Annotated in this window: 18 protein-coding genes; 11 read left to right on the forward strand and 7 right to left on the reverse strand. The window is 60.0% G+C overall.

Annotated elements, in window-relative coordinates; all coding sequences use genetic code 11:
• The first annotated feature begins 123 nt into the window (after positions 1-123).
• Together EDC30_RS13610 and EDC30_RS13615 are read left to right on the forward strand one after the other, a co-directional pair.
• Entirely contained in the window at positions 124-1,302 is a 1,179-nt protein-coding gene (locus tag EDC30_RS13610) for an efflux RND transporter periplasmic adaptor subunit (protein ID WP_132259398.1), read from the forward strand.
• Between the two features lie 40 nt (positions 1,303-1,342).
• Positions 1,343-4,453: an efflux RND transporter permease subunit gene (locus EDC30_RS13615; protein WP_132259399.1), complete on the forward strand. Its 3,111-nt coding sequence runs from the start codon at positions 1,343-1,345 to the stop codon at positions 4,451-4,453.
• Here the strand turns inward: EDC30_RS13615 and EDC30_RS13620 are convergent.
• Positions 4,431-6,086 carry an isovaleryl-CoA dehydrogenase gene (locus EDC30_RS13620; protein WP_132259400.1) on the reverse strand — a complete coding sequence of 552 codons (1,656 nt, stop codon included), beginning with the start codon at positions 6,084-6,086 and terminating at the stop codon, positions 4,431-4,433. The two genes, EDC30_RS13615 and EDC30_RS13620, sit on opposite strands and share 23 nt — an antisense overlap.
• Positions 6,087-6,255: 169 nt before the next feature.
• Between EDC30_RS13620 and dnaX the strand changes: the two genes are divergently transcribed.
• The 5 genes from dnaX to EDC30_RS13645 all read left to right on the forward strand — a co-directional run bounded on the left by dnaX (position 6,256) and on the right by EDC30_RS13645 (position 11,752).
• Positions 6,256-8,193, forward strand: a complete 1,938-nt coding sequence (dnaX, locus tag EDC30_RS13625; protein ID WP_132259401.1) for a DNA polymerase III subunit gamma/tau — start codon at positions 6,256-6,258, stop codon at positions 8,191-8,193.
• Between the two features lie 67 nt (positions 8,194-8,260).
• Complete coding sequence (locus EDC30_RS13630) at positions 8,261-8,587, forward strand: YbaB/EbfC family nucleoid-associated protein (protein ID WP_132259402.1); 327 nt, start codon at positions 8,261-8,263, stop codon at positions 8,585-8,587.
• A 48-nt stretch (positions 8,588-8,635) separates the two neighbouring features.
• On the forward strand, positions 8,636-9,232 hold the full coding sequence (gene recR / locus EDC30_RS13635; RefSeq protein ID WP_132259403.1) for a recombination mediator RecR: 597 nt from the start codon (positions 8,636-8,638) through the stop codon (positions 9,230-9,232).
• Positions 9,233-9,423: 191 nt separating this feature from the next.
• The gene (locus tag EDC30_RS13640; protein WP_132259404.1) at positions 9,424-10,662 is read left to right on the forward strand and encodes a CaiB/BaiF CoA transferase family protein; all 1,239 of its coding nucleotides are present in this window, start codon (positions 9,424-9,426) and stop codon (positions 10,660-10,662) included.
• Between the two features lie 226 nt (positions 10,663-10,888).
• Positions 10,889-11,752: a response regulator gene (locus tag EDC30_RS13645; RefSeq protein ID WP_132259405.1), complete on the forward strand. Its 864-nt coding sequence runs from the start codon at positions 10,889-10,891 to the stop codon at positions 11,750-11,752.
• 121 nt (positions 11,753-11,873) lie between these two features.
• On the opposite strand, the gene tal is transcribed toward EDC30_RS13645, so the two are convergent.
• The 4 genes from tal to pgi form a co-directional block, all read right to left on the reverse strand.
• A complete protein-coding gene (gene tal / locus EDC30_RS13650; RefSeq protein WP_132259406.1) occupies positions 11,874-12,809 on the reverse strand; it encodes a transaldolase in 936 nt (311 codons plus the stop codon).
• A gap of 105 nt (positions 12,810-12,914) precedes the next feature.
• Positions 12,915-13,766 (reverse strand): SIS domain-containing protein, encoded by an 852-nt coding sequence (locus EDC30_RS13655; RefSeq protein ID WP_132259407.1) that lies wholly within the window; start codon positions 13,764-13,766, stop codon positions 12,915-12,917.
• Positions 13,767-13,772: 6 nt separating this feature from the next.
• Positions 13,773-15,242 carry a glucose-6-phosphate dehydrogenase gene (gene zwf, locus EDC30_RS13660; protein WP_132259408.1) on the reverse strand — a complete coding sequence of 490 codons (1,470 nt, stop codon included), beginning with the start codon at positions 15,240-15,242 and terminating at the stop codon, positions 13,773-13,775.
• Between the two features lie 12 nt (positions 15,243-15,254).
• Positions 15,255-16,907, reverse strand: coding sequence for a glucose-6-phosphate isomerase (pgi, locus tag EDC30_RS13665; protein ID WP_132259409.1), 1,653 nt, complete (start codon positions 16,905-16,907; stop codon positions 15,255-15,257).
• 264 nt (positions 16,908-17,171) lie between these two features.
• On the opposite strand from pgi, the gene edd reads away from it, so the two are divergent.
• The 3 genes from edd (at position 17,172) to rpiA (ending at position 20,504) form a co-directional block, all read left to right on the forward strand.
• The gene (gene edd, locus EDC30_RS13670) at positions 17,172-19,106 is read left to right on the forward strand and encodes a phosphogluconate dehydratase (RefSeq protein ID WP_132259410.1); all 1,935 of its coding nucleotides are present in this window, start codon (positions 17,172-17,174) and stop codon (positions 19,104-19,106) included.
• A 2-nt stretch (positions 19,107-19,108) separates the two neighbouring features.
• Entirely contained in the window at positions 19,109-19,738 is a 630-nt protein-coding gene (gene eda / locus EDC30_RS13675) for a bifunctional 4-hydroxy-2-oxoglutarate aldolase/2-dehydro-3-deoxy-phosphogluconate aldolase (protein ID WP_207907282.1), read from the forward strand.
• Between the two features lie 94 nt (positions 19,739-19,832).
• Positions 19,833-20,504 carry a ribose-5-phosphate isomerase RpiA gene (rpiA, locus tag EDC30_RS13680; protein ID WP_132259412.1) on the forward strand — a complete coding sequence of 224 codons (672 nt, stop codon included), beginning with the start codon at positions 19,833-19,835 and terminating at the stop codon, positions 20,502-20,504.
• A gap of 65 nt (positions 20,505-20,569) precedes the next feature.
• On the opposite strand, the gene EDC30_RS13685 is transcribed toward rpiA, so the two are convergent.
• Both EDC30_RS13685 and argA read right to left on the reverse strand, forming a co-directional pair.
• A complete protein-coding gene (locus tag EDC30_RS13685; RefSeq protein ID WP_132259413.1) occupies positions 20,570-20,842 on the reverse strand; it encodes an oxidative damage protection protein in 273 nt (90 codons plus the stop codon).
• A gap of 9 nt (positions 20,843-20,851) precedes the next feature.
• A complete protein-coding gene (argA, locus tag EDC30_RS13690) occupies positions 20,852-22,162 on the reverse strand; it encodes an amino-acid N-acetyltransferase (RefSeq protein WP_132259414.1) in 1,311 nt (436 codons plus the stop codon).
• 23 nt (positions 22,163-22,185) lie between these two features.
• Here argA and hrpA point away from each other — a divergent pair, with 23 nt between their 5' ends.
• Positions 22,186-26,160: an ATP-dependent RNA helicase HrpA gene (gene hrpA / locus EDC30_RS13695; protein WP_132259415.1), complete on the forward strand. Its 3,975-nt coding sequence runs from the start codon at positions 22,186-22,188 to the stop codon at positions 26,158-26,160.
• Positions 26,161-26,211 lie beyond the last annotated feature (51 nt).

Here is a 26,211-nt window from a genome sequence, read left to right on the forward strand (position 1 = left end):
ATTTCCTCAGGCAACACAAAGGCTGGCAAAGTGGTATTGTGTTGCTCTGGCTATTCCTCCAAAAGGGTCGTTTCCTCACCCACCAGGAAGCTCTGCTGAATTTACCGCTCTTGCTTATCTCATATGCATGTAACACGAAAGCAACTGACCGTCGGCGCCATTCTTATTATTGTTGCCGTCGCCGCTTACTTTTTCTGGTCAGGCAAACCGGAAGGTCAATCGCAGAAACCGCGCTCTCAGGTACAGACAATCAAGAGCGTACAGGCGCAAAAAAAATCGATTCCGGTGATGGTTCGGGCGAATGGCTATGTCACCGCCATCAATACGGTTGAAGTGCGTCCGCAAGTGCAAAATGTCGTACGGGCGATTCATGTCCGCGAAGGCCAGGAAGTCAAGGCTGGTCAGCTATTGTTTACACTCGATCCGCGCAGCGACGAAGCGGCGGTAGCCAATGCGCGTGCGCAACTGTCGCGTAATCGCGCTGCGCTGGCGGAAGCGGAAGCGACGCTCCGGCGCAATCAGGACCTGCTGGCACAGCAATTCATTTCGCAGGCGGCAGTCGATACGGCGCGCAGCCAGGTTGAAGCGCTACGCGGTGCCGTGCAGGGCGATGAAGCGACGATTCGCGCAAGCCGGGTAGCGCTTGGCCACAACACCATTGCCGCCAGCATTGCGGGGCGCATCGGCGCCATCAGCGTGCGGCCGGGCAGCCTGGCGCAACCGACAGGCAATCCGATGTTGACCATCTCGCAGCTTGATCCGATCGCCGTCAGCTTTTCCGTGGCGGAGAAGGAATTGAGCCATATCCTTGCCAGCTATCCGAAGGGCGATGCCCCTGTCGTGGCGCAATTGGCGAATGGCACGGAGATTAAGGGCAAACTTGTCTTTATCGATAATGCCGCCGATACCCAGACCGGCACCGTGCGCATGAAGGCGGAATTCGCCAATGCAGACCATCGCATGTGGCCCGGTAATTATGTCGCCGTGCGAATGGTGGCGCGAACGCTGCCCGATGCCGTCGTGGTGCCGGCGCAAGCCGTGGTGACCGGCCCGGAGCGCCAGTTTATCTATGTCGTGAGCCAGGACGAGACGGTCAAGGCGCGCAATATCGAGGTCTTGACGATCGAGCAAGGACAGGCGGCAGTCGCCGGCATTGAGCCGGGCGCGCGCGTGGTGGTCGAGGGCACGCAAAACCTGCGTCCCGGCAGCAAGGTGCAGGAGGCGAATGTCAAGGACGGCAAAGGCAGCGGTCCCGAAACGGAAGGCGGCAATGCGGACAAGACACGCAAGAATGCCGCCTGAGGATTTGACGACTAACAGCCTGTAGAAGTAATCAGCGAACGTGAATATCTCCGAACTTTGCATCCGCCGGCCGGTCATGACCGTGCTGCTTTCCATCGCCATCGTCGTGATCGGCTTGTTCGCCTATGCCGGCTTGCCGATTGCGGCGCTGCCCAGCTATAACACGCCGATCATCAATGTCACGGCTGCCCTGCCGGGGGCGAGCCCGGAGATCATGGCGGCGTCGGTCGCCACCCCGCTGGAAAAACAATTTTCGACCATTGCCGGGCTGGCTACGATCAGTTCGAGCAATACGCGTGGCAATACCTCCATCACGCTGGAGTTCAACCCGGATCGCGACATCGATGCCGCGGCGGTGGATGTGCAGGCCGCCTTGCTGCGGGCCCAGCGCAGTCTGCCGGAAGAGATGACTTCGCTGCCGGCCTATCGCAAGGTGAATCCGGCGGACCAGTCGGTCTTGCTGGTAGTGCTGACTTCGCCCTCGCTGTCGCTGGCTGAGCTGAACGATTACGCGGAAAACCTGATCTCGCCTTCGCTATCGACCATCAATGGCGTGGCGCAGGTGCTGGTGTTCGGCCAGCGCCGCTATGCCGTGCGCATCCAGGCGCGCGCCGATGAACTGGCGGCGCGCAATATGACGCTGGACGAGCTGGCCGCCGCCGTCCGCGCCGCCAATGCCAATACGCCGGTCGGCGTGCTGGATGGCCCTCGCCAGAGTTTGACGCTGGAAGCCAACAAGCAATTGCCGAATGCGGCTGCCTTTGCCGAACTGGTCATTCAAAGCAAGGATGGCGTGTCCATGCGTCTCAAAGACGTTGCCACGATCGAGGATAGCGTGGAATCGGCCAAGAGCGGCAGCTGGGCCAATGGCGAGCCGTCGATCACGCTGGGCATCCAGCGTCAGCCCAATGCCAATACGGTGGAAGTGGTCGATGCCGTCAAGGCGCGGCTGCCGCAGTTCCGCGATCAGATGCCGGGGTCGGTGGAGCTGAAGGTTCTGAACGACCGCTCGGTCTCCATTCGCGAGGCGATTCATGACGTGAAGATCACGCTGTTTTTGACCATTGCCCTGGTCATCATGGTGATCTTCCTGTTCCTGAAGCGTCTTTCGGCGACCCTCATTCCGGTATTATCCCTGCCGATTTCGCTGATCGGCTGCTTTGCGCTGATGTATGCGCTGGGTTACAGCCTCGACAATATCTCGCTGCTGGGTATTACGATCGCGGTCGGCCTGGTGGTGGATGACGCCATCGTCATGCTGGAAAACATCGTGCGCCACATCGAAGACGGCATGGAGCCGCTGGCGGCGGCATTGAAGGGCTCGCGCGAAGTCGGCTTCACCATCATCTCGATTTCGATTTCGCTGGTGGCGGTGTTCATTCCGATTTTCTACATGCCGGGCGTGATCGGCCTGATGTTCCATGAATTCGCCGCCGTTGTGTCGCTCGCCATCCTGGTGTCGGCGGTGGTGTCGCTGACCCTGGTGCCGATGCTGTGCAGCCGTTATCTTCGCCATGGCGAGAAAGAGCCGGACAACTGGCTGAGCCGCGGTTTCGAGCGCGTATTCCAGGCAGTGCTTGGTGCTTACGAGCGCGCGCTAGACTGGTGCCTGCAGAAGCGTTTCCTGGTGTTGATGGTGGCGCTGTCCACTTTTGCGCTGACGGCCTGGCTGTTTCAGAGCATGCCGAAGGGCTTTTTCCCTGAAGAAGATATCGGCCAGATTTCCGCCGTGGTGGAAGGGCCGCAGGATGTGTCGTATCCGGTGATGGTCAACCTGGTCAAGACGGCATCGGATGCCATGATGCGCGACCCGAATGTCGCGACCATTTCCTCGCGCATTTCGGGCACCAACACGGGTAATATCTTCATCGGCTTGAAGCCGCGCAGCGAGCGCGAATCCATGAGCAAGGTGCTCGAACGCATGCGCAAGGAAGTCAGTAGCATTCCAGGCTTGGCTGTGTATCTGACGCCGGTGCAGAACCTGCGGCTTGGCGGGCGCTCCAGCAAGAGTCGCTATCAGTATGTGCTGCAAAGCGTGCGCGCCGACGAGCTGAACGGCTGGTCGGAGAAGCTGCAGGAAAAAATGCGCGCTGACCCGATCTTCCGCGATGTGACGAGCGATTCGCAGTTGAAGGGCTTGCAGGCGGAAGTGGAAATCGATCGGGACCGTGCCAACCAGGCCGGCGTGCAAATTGCGGATATCCGCAGTGCGTTGTATAGCGCGTATGGCGAACGGCAGGTCTCCACCATTTTCACGAGCAGCAATAGTTACCAAGTCATCCTGCAAAGCGCCGGTTCCGGCCAGCAGGATGAAAAGGACTTGAACGATATCTATGTGCGCAGCAAGGCTGGCGCGCTGGTGCCGCTGATGAGCGTGGCCACGGTGCGGCGTTCGGCTGGGCCGGTCGCGGTCAACCATCAGGGGCAGCTGCAGGCGATCACGGTGTCATTCAACCTGGCGCCGAAGGTGCCGCTGGGAGATGCCAGCAACAAGCTGGAAAACTTCAAGCAAGAGCTTGGCATGCCGGCCAGTATCATCACATCGTATGCGGGCGATGCGGCAGTGTTCCAGTCGTCGCAGACGAGCCAGGTTGCCTTGCTGCTGCTAGCGGTGGCGGTGATCTACATTCTGTTAGGCGTGCTGTACGAAAGCTATATTCATCCGATCACGATTCTCGCCGGCTTGCCGTCTGCTGCTGTCGGCGCCTTGCTGGCGCTGGACTTGTTCGGTTTCGAGCTGACGCTGATTGCCACGATCGGTATCCTGATGCTGATCGGTATCGTCAAGAAGAACGCCATCATGATGATCGATTTCGCGCTCGATGCTCAGCGCAGTGAAGGCATGGAGCCGACAAAGGCGATCCGTACCGCCTGTATCCTGCGCTTCAGGCCGATCATGATGACGACGCTGGCAGCCTTGATGGGCGCGGTGCCGATTGCATTCGGCTGGGGCGCCGGCGCAGAACTGCGCCAGCCGCTGGGCGTGGCAATCGTTGGCGGCTTGCTGGTGTCGCAGGTGATCACGCTTTTCATCACCCCGGTGATCTACCTGTATCTCGATCGATTCAGCGGCACCGGGCCGCTACAATTGTCGCCGGAGGTATTGGCGCAGAGTGCGCCAGCAGACGTCAGTGCGGCCAGGCACGGCTGAGAATCTGCCGCTGTAAGGTCGGGGAAGTTGAGGCGCCGCCCAGGGTGCCGTAGACGCGTCCGCAATCGGGGTCTGCGCGGCTGGCAATGAATGCCTCGGCGATGGCTGACGGGGCATGTTCCAGCATCAGGCAGCATTGCGCCGCCAGCACCAGTTTTTGCGCGAAGCGGCGCGCCAGCATTTCGCGCTGCTGTGGTGGCGCTGTCATATCGTCCTTCAGGCTTTCCACCAGAACCTGCACGTCGGGATGGTCAGCCGCGACATCCAGCATATCGTCGAGCAGCAGCGCGAAAGCATCGGGCTCGCGCTCGATGGCGCGCAAGACATCGAGGCACATGATATTGCCCGAGCCTTCCCAGATCGAATTGACCGGCGCTTCACGGTACATGCGCGCCATCGGTCCGGTCTCGACATAACCATTGCCGCCCCAGACTTCCATGCATTCGCCGGAAAATTCCAGCGCGCGCTTGCAGATCCAGAACTTGGCGGCCGGCGTCATGATGCGGCGCCATGCGCGGTCCAGCGGTTCGTTCGGAAAATCGAACGCTGCCGCCAGGCGCAGCATGAGCTGGGTCGCGGCTTCGCTTTCCAGCGCCAGGTCGCATAGCACGTTGCGCATCAGCGGCTGTTCGATCAGCGGCTTGCCGAAGGCGCTACGGTGGCGGGCGTGATGCACTGCCTGCGCAAAGGCCTGGCGCATCAGGCCGGCGCTGCCGATGACGCAATCCAGGCGCGTATAGCCGGCCATTTCAATAATGGTGGGGATGCCGCGTCCTTCCTCGCCGATCATGACGCCATAGGCATCCTGGAACTCGACTTCGCTGCTCGAATTCGAGCGGTTGCCGAGCTTGTCCTTCAAGCGTTGTATCAGGACGGTATTCTTTGTGCCATCCGGACGCCAGCGCGGCACGAAAAAGCAGGACAAGCCTTCCTCGGTGCGAGCCAACACAAGATGGGCATCGCACATCGGCGCCGAAAAAAACCATTTGTGCCCGGTGAGCAGATATTCGGTGCCGCGTCCGCCTGGGCCGTCGGGACGGGCGATCGTGGCATTGCTGCGCACATCCGAGCCGCCCTGTTTTTCCGTCATGCCCATGCCGATCAGAATGGAATCCTTGGCGGACATCGGCAAGTCGCGCGGGTCGTGCTCCAGCGAATAGAGTTTTTCCTGCAGCTGGGCGAACAAGCCTGCTTCCTTTTGCAGCACCGGAATCGATGCAAAGGTCATGGTGGTCGGGCAGAGCGAGCCGGCTTCGATCTGCGCATGCATGTAATAACCGGCGGCGCGCGCCACATGGGCGCCTGGGCGTGGCGTCGTCCAGGGCAGGGCATGCAATCCCTCTCGCCGCAGCAGCGCCAGCAGCAGGTGCCAGCTTGGATGAAAGCTCACGACATCAGTGCGATTGCCGTAACGGTCGTGCGTCATCAGCTCCGGCAAATGATGGTTGGCCATGTCGCCCAGCTGCAGGATGCGCCCCTGGCCCAATTCGGTGCCAAGGCGCCGCAGTTCGTCCAGGTGCCAATCGGCATTTTCGCGTTCCACGCCTTCGCACAGCGCGATATCGCTGACGAACAGATCGTAGTCGCGCAATTCAGGTACCTGGTTGGTGACTTCATGGGTGAACCATTGCATTACCTTCTCCGGGACGACTATCAGTCTTTCGATAATAGGAGGATTCCAGCGCGGTTTGCAAGTCTGGCAAGACCCAGTCCTGCGGATTTGCATGGCAAAGGGCAGGAAGTCGCCTTGCCAGGCCGCAGGTCAGGTAAAATGCTATTTACATTCAACATGTAGCGCGGCTATGTCTTATCAAGTTCTGGCAAGAAAGTATCGCCCCAAAAGCTTTGACACCCTGGTCGGGCAAGAGCACGTCGTGCGCGCGCTGACGCATGCGCTCGAGCACAAGCGCCTGCATCACGCTTACCTGTTCACCGGCACGCGCGGTGTCGGCAAGACTACCTTGTCCCGTATCCTCGCCAAATCCTTCAATTGCCGCGGCGCGGATGGCAATGGCGACATCACGGCCCAGCCTTGCGGCGTATGCGAGGCTTGTACGGCAATCGATGCCGGGCGTTTCGTCGATTACATCGAGATGGACGCGGCTTCCAACCGCGGCGTCGATGAAATGGCGCAATTGCTGGAACAGGCGATTTACGCACCGTCCAATGCCCGCTTCAAGGTCTACATGATCGACGAAGTGCACATGCTCACCAATCATGCCTTCAACGCCATGCTGAAGACATTGGAAGAGCCGCCGGAGCATGTGAAGTTCATTCTCGCGACCACCGATCCGCAAAAGATTCCGGTAACAGTGCTGTCGCGCTGCCTGCAATTCAACTTGAAGCAGATGCCGCCCGGGCATATCGTCGGCCATCTGGAAAATATTCTCGGCCAGGAAAGCATCGAGTTCGAAACGCCGGCTTTGCGCTTGCTGGCACAGGGCGCGCATGGTTCGATGCGCGATGCCTTGTCGTTGACCGACCAGGCGATCGCCTATGCCGCCGGCAAGGTGACGCTGGAAGCGGTGCAGGGCATGCTTGGCGCGCTCGATCAATCCTATCTCGTGCGCGTACTGGATGCACTGGCGCAAAAGGATGGCGCTGGCTTGCTTGCTGTCGCCGATGAAATGGCGGCGCGCAGCCTGTCGTATAACGGCGCGCTGCAGGACCTGGGTTCGCTGCTGCATCGCATCGCCCTGGCGCAGTCGGTGCCTTCCGCCGTGCCGGACGATTTGCCTGAACGCGAAGATATCCTGCGGCTGGCAAAAGAGTTCGATCCGGAAGAAGTGCAGCTGTTTTACCAGATCGCCGTGCATGGCCGAAATGAACTGGGACTGGCGCCGGATGAATATGCCGGTTTCTCTATGACCTTGTTGCGCATGTTGGCTTTTCGTCCCGGAATCGGCGGCGGCGAAGCGCAGGTCGTGCAGACGCCAGCGGTAGCTGCCGCGCCGGTAGCTCCGGCACCGGCACCGGCAAAGCTTGCAGCAACGCCACAGGTCGCCAGCGCCAGCGTGCCTGCGCCGGCTCGCTCCGCGGGTGGCATGAGCCCGGCACGTGCTGCCCTGGAAGCCGCGCGTAATGGCGGCAAGTTGCCCGCCGGCGTGACCGTCAACGCATCGCCGCGGCCGGCAGAGCCAGCCATGCCGGCTCCAGCACCGACTGCTTCTCAGCCGAAGTCGCCGGCGCCATGGGAAGATGACGTGGTGCATGCAGCATCGGCTGGCGTCGCCACCGTGGCCGAGGCTCAAAAAAAAACTGAAGTTGCCGAAGAGCCCGCAGGAGCCATAGTGCCGGCAGCCCGTACCGGTGCCTCGCCCCGGCGCCAGGTGATGTCCGGCCCGGTGCCGGCGCTGAACTGGGATGGCAACTGGCCCGCGCTCGCGGCAAACTTGCCGGTACGAGGTGTGGCGCAGCAGCTGGCGCAGCAAAGCGAATTGATCGACTGCGATACCAGCGGCAACAATGTGATATTCAACTTGCGCGTGCCGCTGGAAACCTTGTGCGCAGCCGGCAGCGTGGACAAGCTGGCGGCGGCGTTGACCGAGCATTTCGGCAAGCCGGTGCGCGTGACGACGGAAATCGGCGCTGTCGAACAGACCGCCAATGCGGCTGCGTTGGCCGACCGGGCAGAACGCCAGCGGCAGGCGGAAGAAACGATGAATACCGACCCGTTCGTGCAGACCCTGATGCGCGAATTCGGCGCCACGATCGTGCCGGGATCGATCAGGCCGGTGTGATGGATCAATGGGGCACAACCTGCCCTGGCGTATAACTTAACGCGTTTAACTATTAAGGAGCTCTACCATGATGAAAGGCCAATTGGCAGGCTTGATGAAGCAAGCACAGGCAATGCAGGACAATATGAAGAAGATGCAGGACCAGCTGGCCGCCATCGAAGTCGAAGGCCAGTCCGGCGCCGGCATGGTCAAGGTCGTCATGACTTGCAAGAACGATGTCAAACGCGTGTCGATCGACCCTTCGCTGCTGGGCGATGACAAGGATATGCTGGAAGACCTGGTGGCTGCCGCCTTCAACGATGCGGTGCGCAAGGCAGAAGCGACGTCGCAGGAAAAGATGGCTGGTGTTACCGCCGGCTTGCCGCTGCCGCCTGGCTTCAAGATGCCGTTTTAAATTAATAACGATGCGGCAGTTCGTTGCCGCCTCCGGAATTAAGCTTACGTGAAAACTCCGTCCAGTCTCGAATTCCTGTCCGAAGCCCTGCGCCGCTTGCCCGGCGTCGGGCCCAAGTCTGCGCAACGCATGGCTTACCACCTGATGCAGCATGACCGCGACGGCGCGGCGATGCTGGGTAGGGCGCTGAACCAGGCGGTTGAGCGCGTTCATCATTGTGAGCGCTGCAATACGTTCACCGAGAATCCGGTATGCGAGACTTGTCTTGACCCGGATCGCGACCTGAGCCTGTTGTGCGTGGTCGAGACGCCGGCCGACCAGTTGATGATCGAGCAGACCCTGACCTACAAGGGCTTGTACTTTGTCCTGATGGGGCATCTGTCGCCACTCGACGGCATCGGCCCCAAGGACATTCATCTCGAAAAGCTGATCGCGCGGGCCACGGATGGCGTGGTGAAGGAAGTGATCCTGGCGACCAACTTCACCAACGAAGGCGAAGCGACCGCTCACTACATCAGCGAAACGCTCAAGGCGCGCGGCTTGAAAGTGAGTCGCCTGGCGCGCGGCGTGCCGGTCGGCGGCGAGCTGGAATACGTGGACGCCGGCACGATTGCGCGTGCCATGCTGGATCGCCGGGCGACCTGATTTTCGGTGCAACGCCATTTGCGGCGCGCGCATGGTGAATCACGGCAAGGGCGGCGAATCACGGCAAGGGCGCCCCGTAATCAGTAGGCGCTTGTGCCATGTAAGTAAATCCAGTCACATCACTGCTCTTTTGAGCACGCAGCTACGCGTGGGATAATGCCATTTTTTCATCCCGACTACGCGCTATTCCCATGACTTCCTCTTTTGGCCCGCTTGCCGGCATCAAGGTGCTGGAGCTCGGCACGCTGATCGCCGGCCCGTTCTGTTCCCGCATGCTTGCCGAATTCGGCGCCGAAGTCATCAAGGTCGAATCGCCCGATGGCGGCGATCCGATTCGCCAGTGGCGCGTCCTGAAGGATGGCACCTCGCTCTGGTGGTACGTCCAGTCGCGCAACAAGAAAAGCATCACGCTTAATCTGAAAGATCCGCGCGGGCAGGAGATCGCCAGAAAGCTGGCGCTCGAAGCGGACATCATCATCGAGAACTACCGTCCCGGCGTGCTGGAAAAGTGGGGGCTGGGTTACGAAGCGCTCAAGGCAATCAACCCCGCGACCATCATGGTGCGCCTGTCCGGTTATGGCCAGACCGGACCGATGAAAGACTTGCCGGGCTTTGGCGCAATCGGCGAATCGATGGGCGGCATGCGTTATGTGTCAGGACATCCGGATCGCCCGCCGGTACGCATCGGCATTTCCATCGGCGATTCTCTCGCGGCTTTGCATGGCGTGATCGGCGCGATGATGGCTTTGCGCCACCGCGATGCCACCGGTGGCCGCTGGAATGGCGAAACTGGCGAAGCTTGCCGCGCCGGCCAGGGACAGGTGGTGGACGTCGCGCTGTACGAGGCGGTGTTCAACATGATGGAGTCGCTCGTGCCGGAATATGACCACGCGGGCGTGGTGCGCGAGCGTACCGGCGGCGCCTTGCCGGGCATCGTGCCGTCGAATACCTATATGACGAAAGAAGGCGCCAATATCGTCATCGCCGGCAATGGCGACGCCATCTTCAAGCGCCTCATGATCGCCATCGGCCGCGAAGATATGGCCGATGATCCGCAACTCGCACGCAACGACGGACGCGTGCCGCGCACAACGGAAATCGATGGCGCGATCCAGGCCTGGTGCGATACGCAAAGTATCGATGAAGCGTTGGCGACCTTGCAGGCAGCCGACGTGCCGGTTGGGAAAATCTACTCGGTGCGCGACATGATGAGCGACCCGCAATTCCTGGCGCGGCAAATGTTCGAACAGCACCAATTCAGCGATGGCACGCCGATCAGGCTGCCGGCGATTACGCCTAAACTGTCACAGACACCAGGTGAAACCCGCTGGCTCGGCCCCAAGCTGGGCGAGCATACTGAAGCAATATTGGCTGAACTGGGTTATGAACTTGCGGCCATTGAGCAGCTACGCATTGAAAAAGTGATTTAGCATCGGCGAACTTTCTGTTTGCAGAAGCCTTGGTTGGACGGACACAACAACACTCGGACATTTTTCAGTTGGCGGCAAAATTTAACTGACAATCTTGCCTCGCCGAAATAACAATTTGATACAAGAATTTGCAATTTTCCTGCTTTTTCTCCGATTGAATTCTGTTATCATTTGATCAATATCATCATCGTAAGCCGTACAGTCTTTCTTTTTAGAAAACAATACTATGAACCAGGCTTTACAGACTGCTCCCGCCGTTGCTGCCGGTCCCAGGCGTTTTAACCTTGAGATCATCGGTTTTTCTCCTGCCGAAAAGGCCATGCTGTCATCGACTTTTCGCCTGACCGGACGTCGGGCGTTTTTTTATGCCGAAGCGACGGAGCCGAACCAGCGCACGGACATTTATCTGGCAAACGGAGACAGTCCGGAAGCGTTGAAGGAGCTCGCCGAACGCGCGCCCAATGCTTACGCGCCGGCAGTGCTGATCGGTCGCTCGCCGATGGACATCGGCTGGCCGCGAGTGGAGAAGCCGATTCACTGGATGCGTCTGTTCGAGCAACTGGATGTCGTGATGCAGGCGGCGCTGGCGGAACGGAGCCGGCGCGAGAGCGCGAATGGCGAGAAGTGGGATGGCCGTACCTTCCGCCGCGCCATCGACCAGGACCTGCCGCCGGAAGTCGTCATTGTCGAACCCAGCCCGAACGAGTCGGTGCTGGTGGTGGATGACAGCGCTACCGTGCGCGCTTTCATGAAGGCCAAGCTGGCGCCATTCCGCTTCGATGTCGATTATGCGGCCGACGGCGAGAGCGCCATCGATATGGCGCAGGCCAAGCCCTATACCTGCATTTTCCTGGACATCATGATGCCGGGCATCGATGGCTATCAGGTATGCAAGCGCATCAAGGGGAGCGCCGCCACCCGGAATACCGCGGTCGTCATGTTGACCAGCAAGTCGGGTACTTTCGATAAATTCCGCGGCAACTGGGCAGGGTGCGATGCCTATCTGGGCAAGCCGGTCAGCGAGGATGAGTTGCTCGCGACGATTGCCAAGTTCTTGCCGAGTGCACGCAAGGTGATCAACGTCGCCTGAGTAACCGGTAAGGATAAGGCATGAAGAACATCATGCTTCCATGGCTGAGGCGGAATATCTGGAAATAAAAAAGCGGGATGAATTCCCGCTTTTTTATTTGCTGCCGAATACAGGCGATTGATCAGCGCAGCGCGTCGACCATCTTCTCCAGTTTGATGGCGTCGGCGCAGAAGAGGCGGATGCCTTCGGCCAGTTTTTCTGTCGCCATCGCATCGTCGTTGACCATCAGGCGGAATGTCTTTTCATCAAGCGACAGTTTTTCTAGGTCGGACGCCTGTGCCGACTCGCTGCTGAGCTTGCGCGTAACCGGCGCATCGGTCTCTGCCAGCTTTTGCAGCAATTCCGGGCTGATCGTAAGCAGGTCGCAACCAGCCAGTTCCGTCAATTGCGAGGTGTTGCGGAAGCTCGCGCCCATCACTTCGGTCTTGTAGCCGAACTTGCGATAGTAGTTATAAATGCGCTTGACCGATTGCACGCCCGGATCGTTTTCGCCGGTGTATTCCTCGCCGGTCGATTTCTTGTACCAGTCGTAGATGCGGCCAACGAAGGGTGAAATCAGTTGCGCGCCCGCTTCGGCGCAGGCAATCGCCTGCGGCAGCGAAAACAGCAGGGTCATGTTGCAGCGGATGCCTTCCTTTTCCAGCACTTCGGCGGCGCGGATGCCTTCCCAGGTCGAGGCAATCTTGATTAGCACGCGCTCGCGCGGCACGTCGGCCTGCTCGTACAGGCGGATCAGTTCGCGACCCTTGGCGATGGTGCCTTCGGTATCGAAGGAAAGTCGCGCATCGGTTTCGGTCGAGACACGGCCCGGGATGATCTTCACGATTTCGCGGCCGAATGCCACCAGCAAGCGATCGATGATGTCGCCGGTCGACTTGCTGCCGTGATCGCGCACGGCCTGTTCGAGCAACGGGCGATATTCATCCTTTTGCACTGCCTTGAGGATCAATGAGGGATTGGTCGTGGCATCACGCGGCGCGAAGGCTTTCATCGCCTGAAAGTCACCCGTGTCGGCAACGATGGTGGTGTATTGCTTGAGTTGTTCGAGTTGGTTCATGGCGTCAGGAAATATAAGCTGCAAGGCAAGCGCTTATTGTACGCAATTCACGTTATAGCCTGCCGATTTTTCGGCATCAGAGCGCATTGCATTGCTTTTAATCAATCAGAGGAAAGTGTCAAAAGGCATATCCATTTTCTGCAAGGACTTTTGCGCATTCAGCATTTTCTTGCGGATTTCCGGGCCGCGCTTCAGCGCCAGGCCTACTGCCAGGATGTCGATCACGACCAGATGCGCCAGACGCGCCGAGATCGGCGTATACGGATCAGCATTGAAGGACAGATCGATCGGCACCAGCACCGTGGCAAGTTCCGCCAGGGGCGTGCCGCTTGGGACCAGGGCGATGACATCGGCGCCAGCCTTTCTGGCCAGCCGCACGCTGCCGAGCAGGGCTGCGCTGCCGCCGCGCTGGGAGATGGCCACTACCGCATCGCCCTGGTTCAAGAGCGATGCCGAAATGCTGTGAATATGGGGATCGGAATAGGCCACTGTTGGCACGCCCGAGCGGAAGAACTTGTGCTGCGCATCGGCGGCGATGATGCCGGAAGTGCCTTGGCCATAGAACTCGATCTTGTTGGCGCGGGCGAGGACATCGAGCGCGCGCTGGATCGCTTCCGGCTGCAGGTTGTTGCGCAAATCGAGCAGCGCGTTGATCGAGCGGCTGCAGATCTTGCCGACCAAATCGGCGGTCAGGTCGTCGGGCGCGAGGGTCTCGTCGCCGCCGGGCATGGCCAAGGCCAGGTTCTGCGCCAGTTTAAGCTTGAACTCGTGCCAGCCGTCGTAGCCGATCGCGCGGCAAAAGCGCACGACGGTCGGTTCCGATACCTGCGCATTCCTGGCGAGCGCCGTGATGTTTTCCGACACCGCCAGCTGCGGGTTTTCCAGGACCGCGAGCGCGACCCGTTTCTCCGACTTGGACAGGGTAGGGAGTTGAGTACGTATGGAATCCAGCAGCATGCGTGCTTACATCTCCGGCAGGGCTTCTTCGCGCCACTGCAAGCCATCGCGGCCGATGAGGGCGCTCGCGGCGGCCGGGCCCCAGGTGCCGGCGCTGTAGGGCAGCGGTTCAGTCTGTTCCTGCTCCCAGTAATTCAGGATGGGCTCGACCCATTCCCATGCCGCTTCCAGTTCGTCGCTGCGCATGAACAGCGTAAGCTGGCCGCGCAGCACATCCAGCAACAGGCGCTCGTAGGCTTCCATGCGCGGCATCTTGAATTGCTCGCGGAAGTCGAGTTCCAGTTCGACAGGTTTCAGGCGCATGCGGTCGCCGGGCGTCTTGGCCATCAGGTTCAGCTGCAGGCCTTCTTCCGGCTGCAGGCTGATGACCAGGCAGTTCGGCTGGAAGGTGGAGCTTGGCTGCGCAAAGATCGAGTGCGGCAAGGCCTTGAAACGCACCACGATTTCAGCCAATTGATCGGCCATGCGTTTGCCGGTACGCAGATAGAAGGGGACCCCCGCCCAGCGCCAGGTATCGATCTCGGCTTTCACGGCGACGAAGGTTTCGGTGCGCGAGTCGGGTGGCGCGCCTTCCTGTCGATAGCCGGGCACGGCGATGCCGCCGACGTGGCCTGCGCGATACTGGCCGCGCACGATGTTTTGCGCCAGCGTGGTCTGATTGAAGCGTTTCAGCGAGCGCAAAACCTTGAGCTTTTCATCGCGTACCGGATCGGCTTGCACGCTCAGGGGTGGTTCCATGGCGACGATGCACAGGAGCTGCAGCAAATGATTCTGCAGCATGTCGCGCAGCGCACCGGCCGTGTCGTAATACTCGATGCGGTTGCCGACTCCCAGTTCTTCAGCGATGGTGATTTGCACATCCGAGATGAATTCGCGGCGCCATAGCGGCTCGAACAGCACGTTGCCGAACCGGAGCGCGAGCAGGTTCTGCACGGTCTCCTTGCCGAGATAATGGTCGATCCGGTAGATCTGCGATTCGTTGAAAACCTTGCCTACCTCGGCATTGATTTGCCGCGCGCTTGCCAGGTCACGCCCGAGCGGCTTTTCCAGCACCACGCGGGAACGCTCATTGGCCAGTCCGACATCGGCGAGGTTGTGGCAGATGCGTGAAAACAAGGCGGGCGGCGTCGCCATGTAAAACACCCGTACCAGTTCGGAGTCGGGGCGCATGGCTTGGATCAGCGGCTCGTAGGCTGCGGGATCGGTGGCATCGAGGGCGACGTATTGCACGCGCTCGCAGAAGGCTTGCCAGCGCTGCGGCTGTGTTTCGGCTGCCGCGACATGAGGACGCGCGTTCGTTTCGAGGACGTTAAGGAATTCCTCCCGGCTCCAGTGGTGCCGCCCGGCACAAATGATGCGCGCGCCCGGCGGCAAGTGACCGTCCCGGTCGCGGGCGAACAAGGCGGGCAGCAGCTTGCGCATGGCGAGGTCGCCGCCGCCGCCAAACAATACGATATCGAAATCAGCCAGGGCCATGGTGCATGTGCCTTATGTGGTAAGTGCCGCGCGGGCGCGGGCGATCAAGCTTTGCGTGGAACTGTCGTGCTGGTTAGATGTATTGGCGCCATTCAGTTCCGCCTGGATTTGTTTTGCCAATACCTTGCCCAGTTCAACACCCCACTGGTCGAAACTGTTGACGCCCCAGATCACGCCTTGCACAAAGGTCTTGTGTTCATATAGCGCAATCAGGGCGCCCAGGCTTGCTGGCGATAATTCATCGAGCAAGATGGTATTACTGGGACGGTTGCCTTCAAAAATCTTATGGGGCAGCAAGGCGTCGATGGCTGCAGCCGACTTGCCTTCTTTCGCCAGTTCGCGTTTGACTTCATCCGCTGATTTTCCAAGCATTAAAGCCTCGGATTGGGCAAAGCAGTTAGCCAGCAAGGCAGCATGATGCCCGGGCAAGTCGTGACTGGGCCGCAATGCAGTAATGAAATCCACGGGCACGATGTCGGTGCCCTGATGCAGCAGCTGGAAATAAGCATGCTGGCCATTGGTGCCGACGTCGCCCCACACTATCGGGCAGGTTGGTGCCGCCACGGGCTTGCCATCGAGGCTGACATGCTTGCCATTGCTTTCCATCTCAAGTTGCTGCAGGTAAGCCGGAAAAAATTTCAGATCCTGATGGTAGGGGGCAATGGAGATCGCGGCTTCGTTGAAGTAATTGCGATTCCAGATACCGATCAAACCCAGCAGTACCGGCATGTTCCGTTCCAGTGGCGCAGTCTGGAAATGCCGGTCCAGTTCATGCGCGCCAGCCAGCAAGTGTGAAAAGCGCTCAAAGCCGATGGCTAGCATCACCGGCAAGCCGATTGCCGACCAAAGCGAATAGCGGCCGCCAACCCAATCCCAGAAGGGGAACATATTTTCCGGGTCAATGCCAAACGATTGAACCGCTTCGGCGTTGGTGGATACCGCTACAAAATGTTTCTTCAGGTCGTCGACATAGGGGTGCTGGTCGAGAAACCAGGCGCGCGCCGTTTGCGCATTCATCATGGTCTCGGCGGTCGTGAACGTTTTTGAAGCGATGATGAAAAGCGTGGTGGCGGGATTCAGAGTCGGCAACAGCGCGGCAAGATCGTGGCCGTCGACGTTGGAGACGAAGTGCGGCTTGATGCGTGGATGCACATAGGCGCGCAATGCCTGGCAAGCCATTTTCGGGCCGAGGTCGGAGCCGCCGATGCCGATGTTGACGATATCGGTGATCGGCTCTTCCTTGTAGCCCAGCCAAGCGCCGGAACGCACCCGATTGGAGAAGTCGTGCAGCCGATCCAGCACCGCATGCACCTCGGCATTGACATCTTGTCCGCCCAGTCGCAGGTTTTGTCCGCGCGGGGCTCGCAGGGCGGTATGCAAGGCGGCGCGTCCTTCGGTTTCATTGATGGTCTCGCCGGCAAACATGGCGTCGCGCCGCATTTCGACCTGGCATTCGCGTGCGAGAGCTGCCAGCAAGTCGAGGGTGTCGCGATTGATGCGGTTCTTGGAATAGTCAAGAAACAGGCCCGCCGCTTCCAGGGAAAAGGCTTGTGCGCGTGCCGGATCTTCCGCAAACAAGTCGCGCATCTTCCAGCGGCGCGCGACGGTGAGATGTTCAGTCAGTGCAGCGTGGGCCGGCGTGGCGGTGAAGTGAGTGACTGGCATTTTTTGTCAAAAGATAATTAAGAAGACTATACAATAGTTTTTAGTAAATTTACTACTGATTGATAGTGTAGAGTTTTTAAGGGATGAAGAAATCCTGCGCGGCAGGTTTTCGTATTTACCTGTGAGGTAGAGCAAGAGTTGCTATATTGCTTCATGATTGTTTCAGGAAATTGATGCCTCTCCTGAAGAAAGCTTGGCCTTCGCCTGGCGGCGTTCGTATGTGTAGTAAAATTTCAAAACGGTTTAACGAGAGATAGGCTAGCCATGTCAATTCATGCCACTGTAGCGGCTGTCACGGAAAAAATTATCCGGCGCAGCCAACCCTATCGACGCGCATATCTGCGCCGGCTCGAGACGGCAAGACACCAGGGCGTACAGCGCGGCACGCTGTCCTGTACCAATCTTGCGCATGGCTTTGCGGCTTTCCCGGCGAATGACAAGCTCAAGCTCAAGCAGCTGAGAGTGCCGTCGGTAGCGATCGTGTCGTCGTATAACGACATGCTCTCCGCGCATCAGCCGTACGAGCATTTCCCGCCCGTGATCAAGGAAGCCGTGCGTGAAGCCGGCGGCGTGGCGCAATTCGCCGGTGGCACGCCTGCCATGTGCGACGGCATCACGCAAGGCCAGCCCGGCATGGAACTGTCGCTGTTTTCGCGCGACACCATCGCCATGGCGACCGCGGTGGCGCTTTCCCACAATATGTTCGATGCCGCCGTCTATCTGGGTATCTGCGACAAGATCGTGCCCGGCCTGCTGATCGGCGCGCTGCATTTCGGCCATATTCCGGCAGTCTTCATACCCGGCGGCCCGATGACCTCGGGCTTGTCCAACCCGGAAAAGTCGCGCGTGCGCCAGTTGTACGCGCAAGGCAAGATCGGCCGCGACGAATTGCTCGAGGCGGAATCCAAGTCCTATCACGATGCCGGCACCTGCACGTTCTATGGCACGGCCAACAGCAACCAGATGCTGATGGATGTGATGGGCCTGCACCTGCCGGGCGCCGCGTTCATCACGCCGAACACGCCTCTGCGCGATGCCTTGACTCGTGCCTCGGCGCGCCGGGCCCTGGAGATTTCCGCGCAAGGCAAGGAATATCTGCCGGTTGGCCATGTGATCGATGAAAAGTCTATCGTCAACGGGATCGTGGCATTGCTGGCGACCGGCGGCTCGACCAACCACACCATGCACCTGGTGGCGATTGCCAAGGCGGCAGGCATCGTGATCGACTGGGATGATTTCAACGTGCTGTCCGGCGTGGTGCCGCTGCTGGCGCGGATCTATCCGAATGGCGACGCCGACGTCAATTATTTTCATAGCGCGGGCGGCACGCCCTTCGTCATTCGCGAACTGCTCGACGCCGGCTTGCTGCATGAAGATGTCACCACCATTCTCGGCCATGGCTTGCGCGCCCATTGCGTCGAGCCCTTGCTGGAAGAGGGCAAGCTGGTATGGAAGCCGGCGCCGGAAAAAAGCGGCGACCTCAGCGTGCTGCGTCCGGTTGCCGAACCGTTTTCGCCGGAAGGCGGCCTGCGCCTCTTGTCGGGCAACCTGGGGCGCGCCGTCATCAAGATTTCGGCAGTCAAGCCGCAACACAGACTGGTCGAGGCGCCAGCCATCGTCTTCAATTCGCAGGACGCGTTCATGCGCGCTTTTGAAGCAGGCGAGTTGCAGCGCGATTTCATCGCGGTGGTGCGTTTGCAGGGGCCGCGCGCCAATGGCATGCCGGAGCTGCATTCGCTCACGCCGGCCCTGGGCAGCCTGCAGGATGCCGGTTACCACGTCGGCCTGGTGACGGATGGCCGCATGTCCGGCGCATCGGGCAAGGTGCCGGCAGCGATCCATGTATCGCCGGAAGTGCTGGCTGGCGGCCCGCTTGGCAAGGTAAGAAGCGGCGACACGATTCGCCTGGACGCCGAAAACGGCTTGCTCGAAGCGGTGGTGCCGCTGGAGGAATGGAATGCCCGCAAGGTCGAGGCCATCGACCTCTCTGCGAACCAGGTCGGCATGGGGCGCGAATTGTTTGCAATGTTTCGCCGTAATGTCAGTTCGGCGGAGGAGGGCGGCGCGACGTTCGACCTGCCGCCGGTTTTGCCGGGCGAATTCGAAAACAATTCGCTGGGCGCCGATGCGGGCGAACCCTTCAATGATGAAGATACGCCCTTCAACGACCGCGACACCCTGATCGTACAAAAACGCTAATCATGAAAATCCTAGACATCATGCATGTTTCGCCGGTGATCCCGGTGATTGCCATCGACCAACTGGATCATGCCGTGCCGCTGGCGAAAGCGCTGGTGGAAGGCGGGATCCGCGTGCTCGAAGTGACGCTGCGCACCGTGCATGGCCTGGCGGCGATCCGGGCGATTGCCGAGCAGGTGCCGGACGCCATCGTCGGCGTCGGCACGCTGACGCGCCCGGAGGAATTTGCGCTGGCGCTCGATGCCGGCGCGGAGTTTGGCGTCTCTCCCGGACTCACGCCATTAATGGCCGAGGCTGCCAGGACGACCGGCTTGCCGCTCCTGCCGGGCGTGATGACGCCGAGCGAAGTCCTGGTCGCGCGCGAGCATGGCTTTGAGCAGGTAAAGCTTTTCCCGGCGATGCAGGCTGGCGGACTCGGCATGCTCAAGGCAATGGCCGGACCGCTGCCCGACATCACGTTCTGCCCGACCGGCGGCATCACGCAAGAGACCGCTCCGCAATTCCTCGCACTGAACAACGTGGCCTGCGTTGGCGGTTCCTGGCTCACGCCCAGAGATGCTATCCATGCCGGCGACTGGGCGGCCATTACCAGATTGGCGCAGGCTGCCAGCGCCTTGCGCCGCGCATCTTAAGGCCCGCCTTGTTTATGCAATGGACTCTGTCCGAGGTGACTCTGCAAGCTGCCGACTGGGCTAAAATAACGCCTTCCTCAATTTGCGAGCAATCATGACTCAGGACGAACTCAAGCAGGCGGTAGCCCGTGCCGCCATCGAATACGTGGTTGAAGGCGAAATCATCGGTGTCGGCACCGGTTCGACCGCCAATTACTTCATCGACGAACTGGGCAAGATCAAGGACAGGATCAAGGGCGCGGTGGCCTCATCCGAAGCGACGGCTGAGCGTCTGAAATCGCATGGCATCCAGGTATTCGACTTGAATGATGTCACGTCGATGCCGGTGTATATCGACGGCGCTGACGAAATCACTGCAAGCGGCGCGATGATCAAGGGTGGCGGTGCGGCGCTGACGCGTGAAAAGATCGTCGCCTCGGTGGCGGACAAATTCGTTTGCATCGCCGACGGCTCCAAGCTGGTCGACAAGCTCGGTAAATTCCCCTTGCCGGTCGAAGTGATCCCGATGGCGCAAGCCGCTGTTGCTCGCCAACTGACGAAGCTGGGCGGCGAGCCGCGTCTGCGCATGAAGGATGGCCAGCCGCTGGTGACCGACAATGGCTGCTATATCCTCGATTTGCACGGCTTGCAAATCGCCGATCCGGTTGCACTGGAAGAGCAAATCAACAATATCGTCGGCGTGGTGACCGTGGGTCTGTTCGCACGGCGCGGCGCCAATGTCGGTTTGCTGGGCATGGCAGAAGGCGTGAAGAAATTCACTTACTGAGTGTCGCCCCAATGAAAAAAGCCCGCTAATCGGTTGCGGGCTTTTTTGTTTTTAATCTTTCAAGCTTATTCGCTCGGCGGCACATAACCCTGTGCCGCATCGGCGCCTTCACCGAAGAAGTGCCGTTCCATCTGCGTCGCCAGGTACTTGCGCGCGCGCGCATCGGCCAGGTTCAGGCGGTTCTCGTTGACCAACATGGTCTGGTGCTTGAGCCAGCCGGCCCAAGCTTCCTTCGAGACGTTTTCATAGATGCGCTTGCCCAGTTCGCCCGGGTACGGCGGGAAGTCCAGCCCTTCGGCTTCCTTGTTGAGCTTGATGCAGTGAACAGTGCGTGCCATGTTTTTTCCTTAAAGGTTCTTGATGAATACGAGCGACTTGCGCTGCCAGTTGTACATGAGTTGACGGTTCTTCGGCAAATCATCCACCGAGGCGGCGCGGAAGCCGCGCTTGAGGAACCAGTGCGCAGTGCGTGTGGTCAATACAAACAGTTTCTTGATGCCGGCAGCGCGGGCACGATCTTCCATGTGTTTCAACAGCCTTTCACCATCTCCCTGGCCTTGCACGTCCGGGTTGACGATGAGGCATGCCATCTCGGCCATTTTCTCGGCCGGAAAAGGGTAGAGCGCCGCACAACCGAAGATCACGTTATCGTGTTCGATCACCGAGAAATACTCGATTTCCCGTTCGATCAGTTCGCGGCCACGCTTGACCAGCGTGCCATCGGCTTCCAGCGGTTCGATCAGCTGGAGGATGCCGCCGACGTCCTCGATCGTTGCCTGGCGCAGGCTTTCCACGTTTTCATTGGAAACCATGGTGCCGATGCCATCGTGCGTGAAGAGTTCCAGCAGAGCCGAACCATCGGTGGCGAACGGGACGATATGCGCACGCGGCACGCCTTTGCGGCAAGCCTTCATGGCATGTTCGAGGTAAAACGCCGAATCCAGCGGCAGGCAGTTGGAGGCGAGTACCGCTGCCGCCTGGTGTGTGGACAGTTCGCGCATTTCGACGCCGGCCGCATCGACCAGCATTGGCGTTTCGGTAATGAAGATCAACTTGTCCGCGCGCAGGGCGGAAGCGGCGGCGACTGCCACGTCTTCCATCGTCAGGTTGAAGATTTCCCCTGTAGGCGAAAAGCCAAGCGGCGACAGCAGCACCAGGCCGCCATTGTCGAGAATCGGGTTGATGGTTTCGTAAGCGATCTTGCGGGTCAGGCCGGTCCATTCGAAATCGATGCCGTCGATTACGCCGAGCGGCTTGGCCACCACGAAATTGCCGGAAATGATACGGATCGCGGCGTGGGCCATCGGCGTGTTTGGCAAGCCCTGGCTGAAGGCAGCTTCGATATCCAGACGCAGTTCGCCGGCGGCTTCCTTGGCGCATTCGAGCGCCGCCACGTCGGTGATGCGCAAGCCATTGTGGAAGCGCGCTTCCACGTGGCGCAGGGCAAGCTGCTCTTCGACCTGTGGCCGCGAGCCATGCACGATCACGACCTTGATGCCGAGGGCGTGCAAAAGTGACAAGTCATGTGCCAGCACCGGCAGCGCGCCAGACATGACAAGTTCGCCCGGAAAGGCAACCACGAAGGTCTTGCCCCGGAAGGCGTGGATATACGGCGCGACCGAGCGCAGCCAGGCTACGAATTGAATCGGGTTTTCCATGGGCGCATTATAATTCGCTAGACATGTCTTTATCTGAACTTCCTAAAAATATCACAGCAGCGCCGACCAGGTCGGCCAAGCCAGGCCGCACACCGCCTCCTGCGCCAGTGCGCAATCCTTTGCCGCCGATCGTCTTCCCGGAGGAATTGCCGGTTTCCGGCCGCCGTGAAGAGATTGCCGCTGCCTTGCGCGCGAACCAGGTCGTCATTGTTTCCGGCGAGACCGGTTCCGGCAAAACCACTCAATTGCCCAAGATTTGCCTGGAGATCGGGCGCGGCCAGGCCGGCCTGATCGGCCACACGCAGCCGCGCCGCATTGCCGCATCCAGCACGGCCAAGCGCATCGCCCAGGAACTCGGTTCGCCGCTGGGCGAACATGTCGGCTTCAAGGTGCGTTTCACCGATACGCTATCGAAGGGCGCATCGGTCAAGCTGATGACCGACGGTATCCTGCTGGCCGAAACCCAGACCGATCCGCTGCTCAAGCAGTACGACACGATCATTATCGACGAGGCGCATGAACGCAGCCTCAACATCGACTTCCTGCTGGGTTACCTGAAGCAGTTGCTGCCCAAGCGCCCGGACCTGAAAATCATAATCACGTCGGCCACCATCGACGCCGAGCGATTCGCCAGGCATTTTGCGCGCGGCGACAAGCCAGCGCCGGTAATCGAAGTGTCAGGTCGACTCTACCCGGTAGAGATCCGTTATCGCCCAGTCGAGCCGGCTGACCGGACGGCGGCGGCAAAACCGGGTGCCGTGCCTACCGCTGCGCAAAAGGGGCGGGAGCAGCGCGACCTCATGGATGCGGTTGCCGATGCCGTGGACGAGTTATGCCGTATCGGCCCGGGTGATGTCTTGGTGTTTTTGCCGGGCGAGCGCGAGATCCGCGATGTCGCCGAGACGCTGCGCAAGCACCATCCGCCGCATGTCGAAATCCTGCCGCTGTTTGCACGCCTGTCTGCACAGGAGCAGGAGCGCGTATTCAAGGCATCGAATGCCCGCCGCATCGTCCTGGCGACCAACGTGGCGGAGACTTCGCTGACCGTGCCGGGCATTCGCTACGTCGTCGATGCGGGCACCGCGCGCGTCAAACGCTACAGCTACCGCAACAAGGTCGAGCAATTGCAGATCGAGCCGGTGGCGCAGTCTGCTGCCAACCAGCGCGCCGGCCGTTGCGGCCGCGTGGCGGCCGGCGTGTGCATCCGCCTGTACGAAGAGCAGGACTTCCTGCAGCGCCCCAAATTCACCGATCCGGAAATCCTGCGTTCTTCGCTGGCGTCGGTCATCTTGCGCATGAAATCGTTGCGCCTGGCCGATGTCGAGACTTTCCCTTTCATCGAGCCGCCATTGGGCCGCGCGATTGCCGACGGCTACCAGTTGTTGCAAGAATTGGGAGCTGTCGATGACAACAACCAGCTGACCGCTATCGGTAAACAACTGGCCAAGCTGCCGCTGGATCCGCGTATCGGCCGCATGATCCTGGCCGCGCGCGACAACGCCTGCCTGTCGGAGGTATTGATCATCGCCGCCGCGTTGTCGGTGCAGGATCCGCGCGAACGCCCTCTGGAAGCGCAGCAGGCGGCTGACCAGGCGCACAAGAAGTTTGCCGATGAAAAATCGGAATTTCTCTCGTATGTGAAGCTGTGGAAGTGGTTCGAGGAAGCCATCGAGCACAAGAAAACCAACCGCCAGCTTGCCGATAATTGCCGCGCCAATTTCCTCTCGCAGCTTCGCTTGCGCGAATGGCGCGATGTGCATTCCCAGTTGCTGACCTTGGTGCGCGAGCAGGGCTGGCGCTTGAACGAGCTGCCGGCCACGTATCAGCAATTGCATGTGGCATTGATGACCGGCTTGCTGGGCAATATCGGTTTCAAGGCCGAGGATGAGCCGCATTACCTGGGCGCGCGCGGCATCAAGTTCCATGTGTGGCCCGGTTCGCATCTGGCGAAAAAGGCGGGCAAGTGGGTGATGGCAGCCGAACTTGTCGAAACCAATCGCCTGTATGCGCGTTCCATCGCCAATATCCAACCGGAATGGCTGGAGCGCATCGGCGGGCATTTGCTGAAGAAATCCTGGGGCGATCCACGCTGGGAAAAGCGTGCCGCTCAGGTTTCCGCCTACGAGCGCGCGACGCTGTATGGCCTGGTCGTGTACAGCCAGCGCCGCATCAATTACGGCGCGATCAACCCGAAAGAAGCACGCGAGATTTTCATTCGCGGGGCGCTGGTGGGCGGCGATTACGACACGAAGGCGCCATTCTTCACGCACAACCAGCGCCTGGTGCGCGAAATCGAAAACCTGGAACACAAGTCGCGCCGCCAGGATGTCCTGGTGGATGAAGAGCTGATCTTCGCCTTTTACGACAGGCTCATCCCGGAAGAAATCTGCAACGGCGCGGCGTTCGAAAAATGGCTCAAGGATGCGGCGGCGGAAAACCCCAAGCTGTTGCACCTGAACCGCGACGACCTGATGCGGCACGAGGCGGCTGGCATCACCACCGACGTCTTCCCGAAGGTCATGAGCGTAGCCGGCGTCGACATGGCGCTGACCTATCATTTCGAGCCGGGTTCGCCGCGCGATGGCGTGACGCTCACCGTTCCTCTGTATGCGCTGAACCAGGTATCTGCTGCGCGTTGCGAATGGCTCGTGCCCGGCATGCTGAAGGAAAAGGTCCATTTGCTCCTGAAATCGCTGCCGCAAAAACTGCGTCGGCATTGCGTGCCGCTGCCGGACTATGCTGCCGGCTTCGTCGAGCGCACCGATGCGGCTCATGGTTTCGGCAAGGGGCCATTGCTCGAGACCCTGATCGCCGATGTCCGCGAACAGACAGGCATCGCCGTCAAGCAGGCCGACTTCAAGCTGGAAACTTTGCCGGCGCATCACTTCATGAATTTCAAGGTGGTCGACGAGCATGGCCGCCAGCTGGACATGGGGCGCAATCTCGCGGCGCTGCAGGGCGAGTTCGGCAGCCAGGCGAGAGAAAGCTTTCAGCGCCTGGCTGAAACCGCTGTCGTGGCGCCGCTGGCAAGTACGACCGGTGCCGCTGTCTCTGACAGGAATGGCATAGACAGCGAAGCGAAACCGGCCACGTCGGCTGGTAACAAGTCAGGGAGTGCAGGTCAAACCAGTCAGGTGGCTGCGGCAGATCAGCAGAACCTCACCACCTGGTCTTTCGGTGAATTGCCGGAACTGCTGGAAATCCAGCGCGGCAAGCAAACCCTGATCGGCTTTCCAGCGCTGGTCGATAAGGGCAGTCATTGCGACATCGAAGTCTTTGACGATCCCGATGAGGCGGCGCGCATCCACCATGCCGGCTTGCGGCGGCTGATGGCGTTGCAACTGAAGGAGCAGCTCAAATACCTGGAAAAGAATGTCCCGGGCTTGCAGCAGATGGGCATGCAATTCATGAGCCTGGGTACGCAGGAGGAACTGCGTGACCAGATCATCCAGGCCGGGCTTGAACGCGCCTGCCTGCAGCAACCGTTGCCGAAGAATGCCGCCGAATTCAACCAGCGCAAGGATGAAGGAAAAGGCCGCCTCGGCTTGCTGGTCAATGAAATCGCGCGCCTGGCGGGGCAAATCCTCGCGGAATATTACGCGCTGCCGAAAAAGCTCCAGGGCGCCAAAGGCCATCCTCAGGCAGTCGCAGATATCCAGTCGCAATTGCAAGGCTTGATGACCAAGCGATTCATCGCCGATAACGATTACACGCAGCTCAGCCATTTTCCGCGCTACCTGAAAGCCATCAGCGTACGGCTGGAAAAGCTGCGCGCCGATCCTGCGCGTGACACCCGCTTGATGGCGGAATGGCAGCAGGTCGCGCAGCCTTGGCAACGCGCGCTGAAAGGGCAGGGCGCACGGTCCGATCCCAGGATGGTGGAATTCCGTTGGCTGCTCGAAGAGTTGCGCGTTTCGCTATTTGCCCAGGAGTTGCGGACGCCGATGCCGGTTTCGCCCAAGCGGCTGCAAAAAGTTTGGGAATCGATGCAACGCTAGCCTGGGATTGCCTTTGGAAATTTCCAATTTTAAAGAAACCATGCGGTTTTC

Origin of the sequence: Paucimonas lemoignei (genome assembly GCF_004342585.1) — a bacterium.
GTDB lineage: Bacteria > Pseudomonadota > Gammaproteobacteria > Burkholderiales > Burkholderiaceae_D > Paucimonas > Paucimonas lemoignei.

What these genes read in the sequence shown, in the direction of transcription:
- EDC30_RS13610 (WP_132259398.1), top strand. Translation starts at nt 124, where the DNA reads ATGCATGTAACACGAAAGCAACTGACCGTCGGCGCCATTCTTATTATT.
- EDC30_RS13620 (WP_132259400.1), bottom strand. Translation starts at nt 6,086, where the DNA reads ATGCAATGGTTCACCCATGAAGTCACCAACCAGGTACCTGAATTGCGC.
- dnaX (WP_132259401.1), top strand. Translation starts at nt 6,256, where the DNA reads ATGTCTTATCAAGTTCTGGCAAGAAAGTATCGCCCCAAAAGCTTTGAC.
- EDC30_RS13630 (WP_132259402.1), top strand. Translation starts at nt 8,261, where the DNA reads ATGATGAAAGGCCAATTGGCAGGCTTGATGAAGCAAGCACAGGCAATG.
- EDC30_RS13640 (WP_132259404.1), top strand. Translation starts at nt 9,424, where the DNA reads ATGACTTCCTCTTTTGGCCCGCTTGCCGGCATCAAGGTGCTGGAGCTC.
- EDC30_RS13645 (WP_132259405.1), top strand. Translation starts at nt 10,889, where the DNA reads ATGAACCAGGCTTTACAGACTGCTCCCGCCGTTGCTGCCGGTCCCAGG.
- tal (WP_132259406.1), bottom strand. Translation starts at nt 12,809, where the DNA reads ATGAACCAACTCGAACAACTCAAGCAATACACCACCATCGTTGCCGAC.
- EDC30_RS13655 (WP_132259407.1), bottom strand. Translation starts at nt 13,766, where the DNA reads ATGCTGCTGGATTCCATACGTACTCAACTCCCTACCCTGTCCAAGTCG.
- zwf (WP_132259408.1), bottom strand. Translation starts at nt 15,242, where the DNA reads ATGGCCCTGGCTGATTTCGATATCGTATTGTTTGGCGGCGGCGGCGAC.
- pgi (WP_132259409.1), bottom strand. Translation starts at nt 16,907, where the DNA reads ATGCCAGTCACTCACTTCACCGCCACGCCGGCCCACGCTGCACTGACT.
- edd (WP_132259410.1), top strand. Translation starts at nt 17,172, where the DNA reads ATGTCAATTCATGCCACTGTAGCGGCTGTCACGGAAAAAATTATCCGG.
- eda (WP_207907282.1), top strand. Translation starts at nt 19,109, where the DNA reads ATGAAAATCCTAGACATCATGCATGTTTCGCCGGTGATCCCGGTGATT.
- rpiA (WP_132259412.1), top strand. Translation starts at nt 19,833, where the DNA reads ATGACTCAGGACGAACTCAAGCAGGCGGTAGCCCGTGCCGCCATCGAA.
- EDC30_RS13685 (WP_132259413.1), bottom strand. Translation starts at nt 20,842, where the DNA reads ATGGCACGCACTGTTCACTGCATCAAGCTCAACAAGGAAGCCGAAGGG.
- argA (WP_132259414.1), bottom strand. Translation starts at nt 22,162, where the DNA reads ATGGAAAACCCGATTCAATTCGTAGCCTGGCTGCGCTCGGTCGCGCCG.
- hrpA (WP_132259415.1), top strand. Translation starts at nt 22,186, where the DNA reads ATGTCTTTATCTGAACTTCCTAAAAATATCACAGCAGCGCCGACCAGG.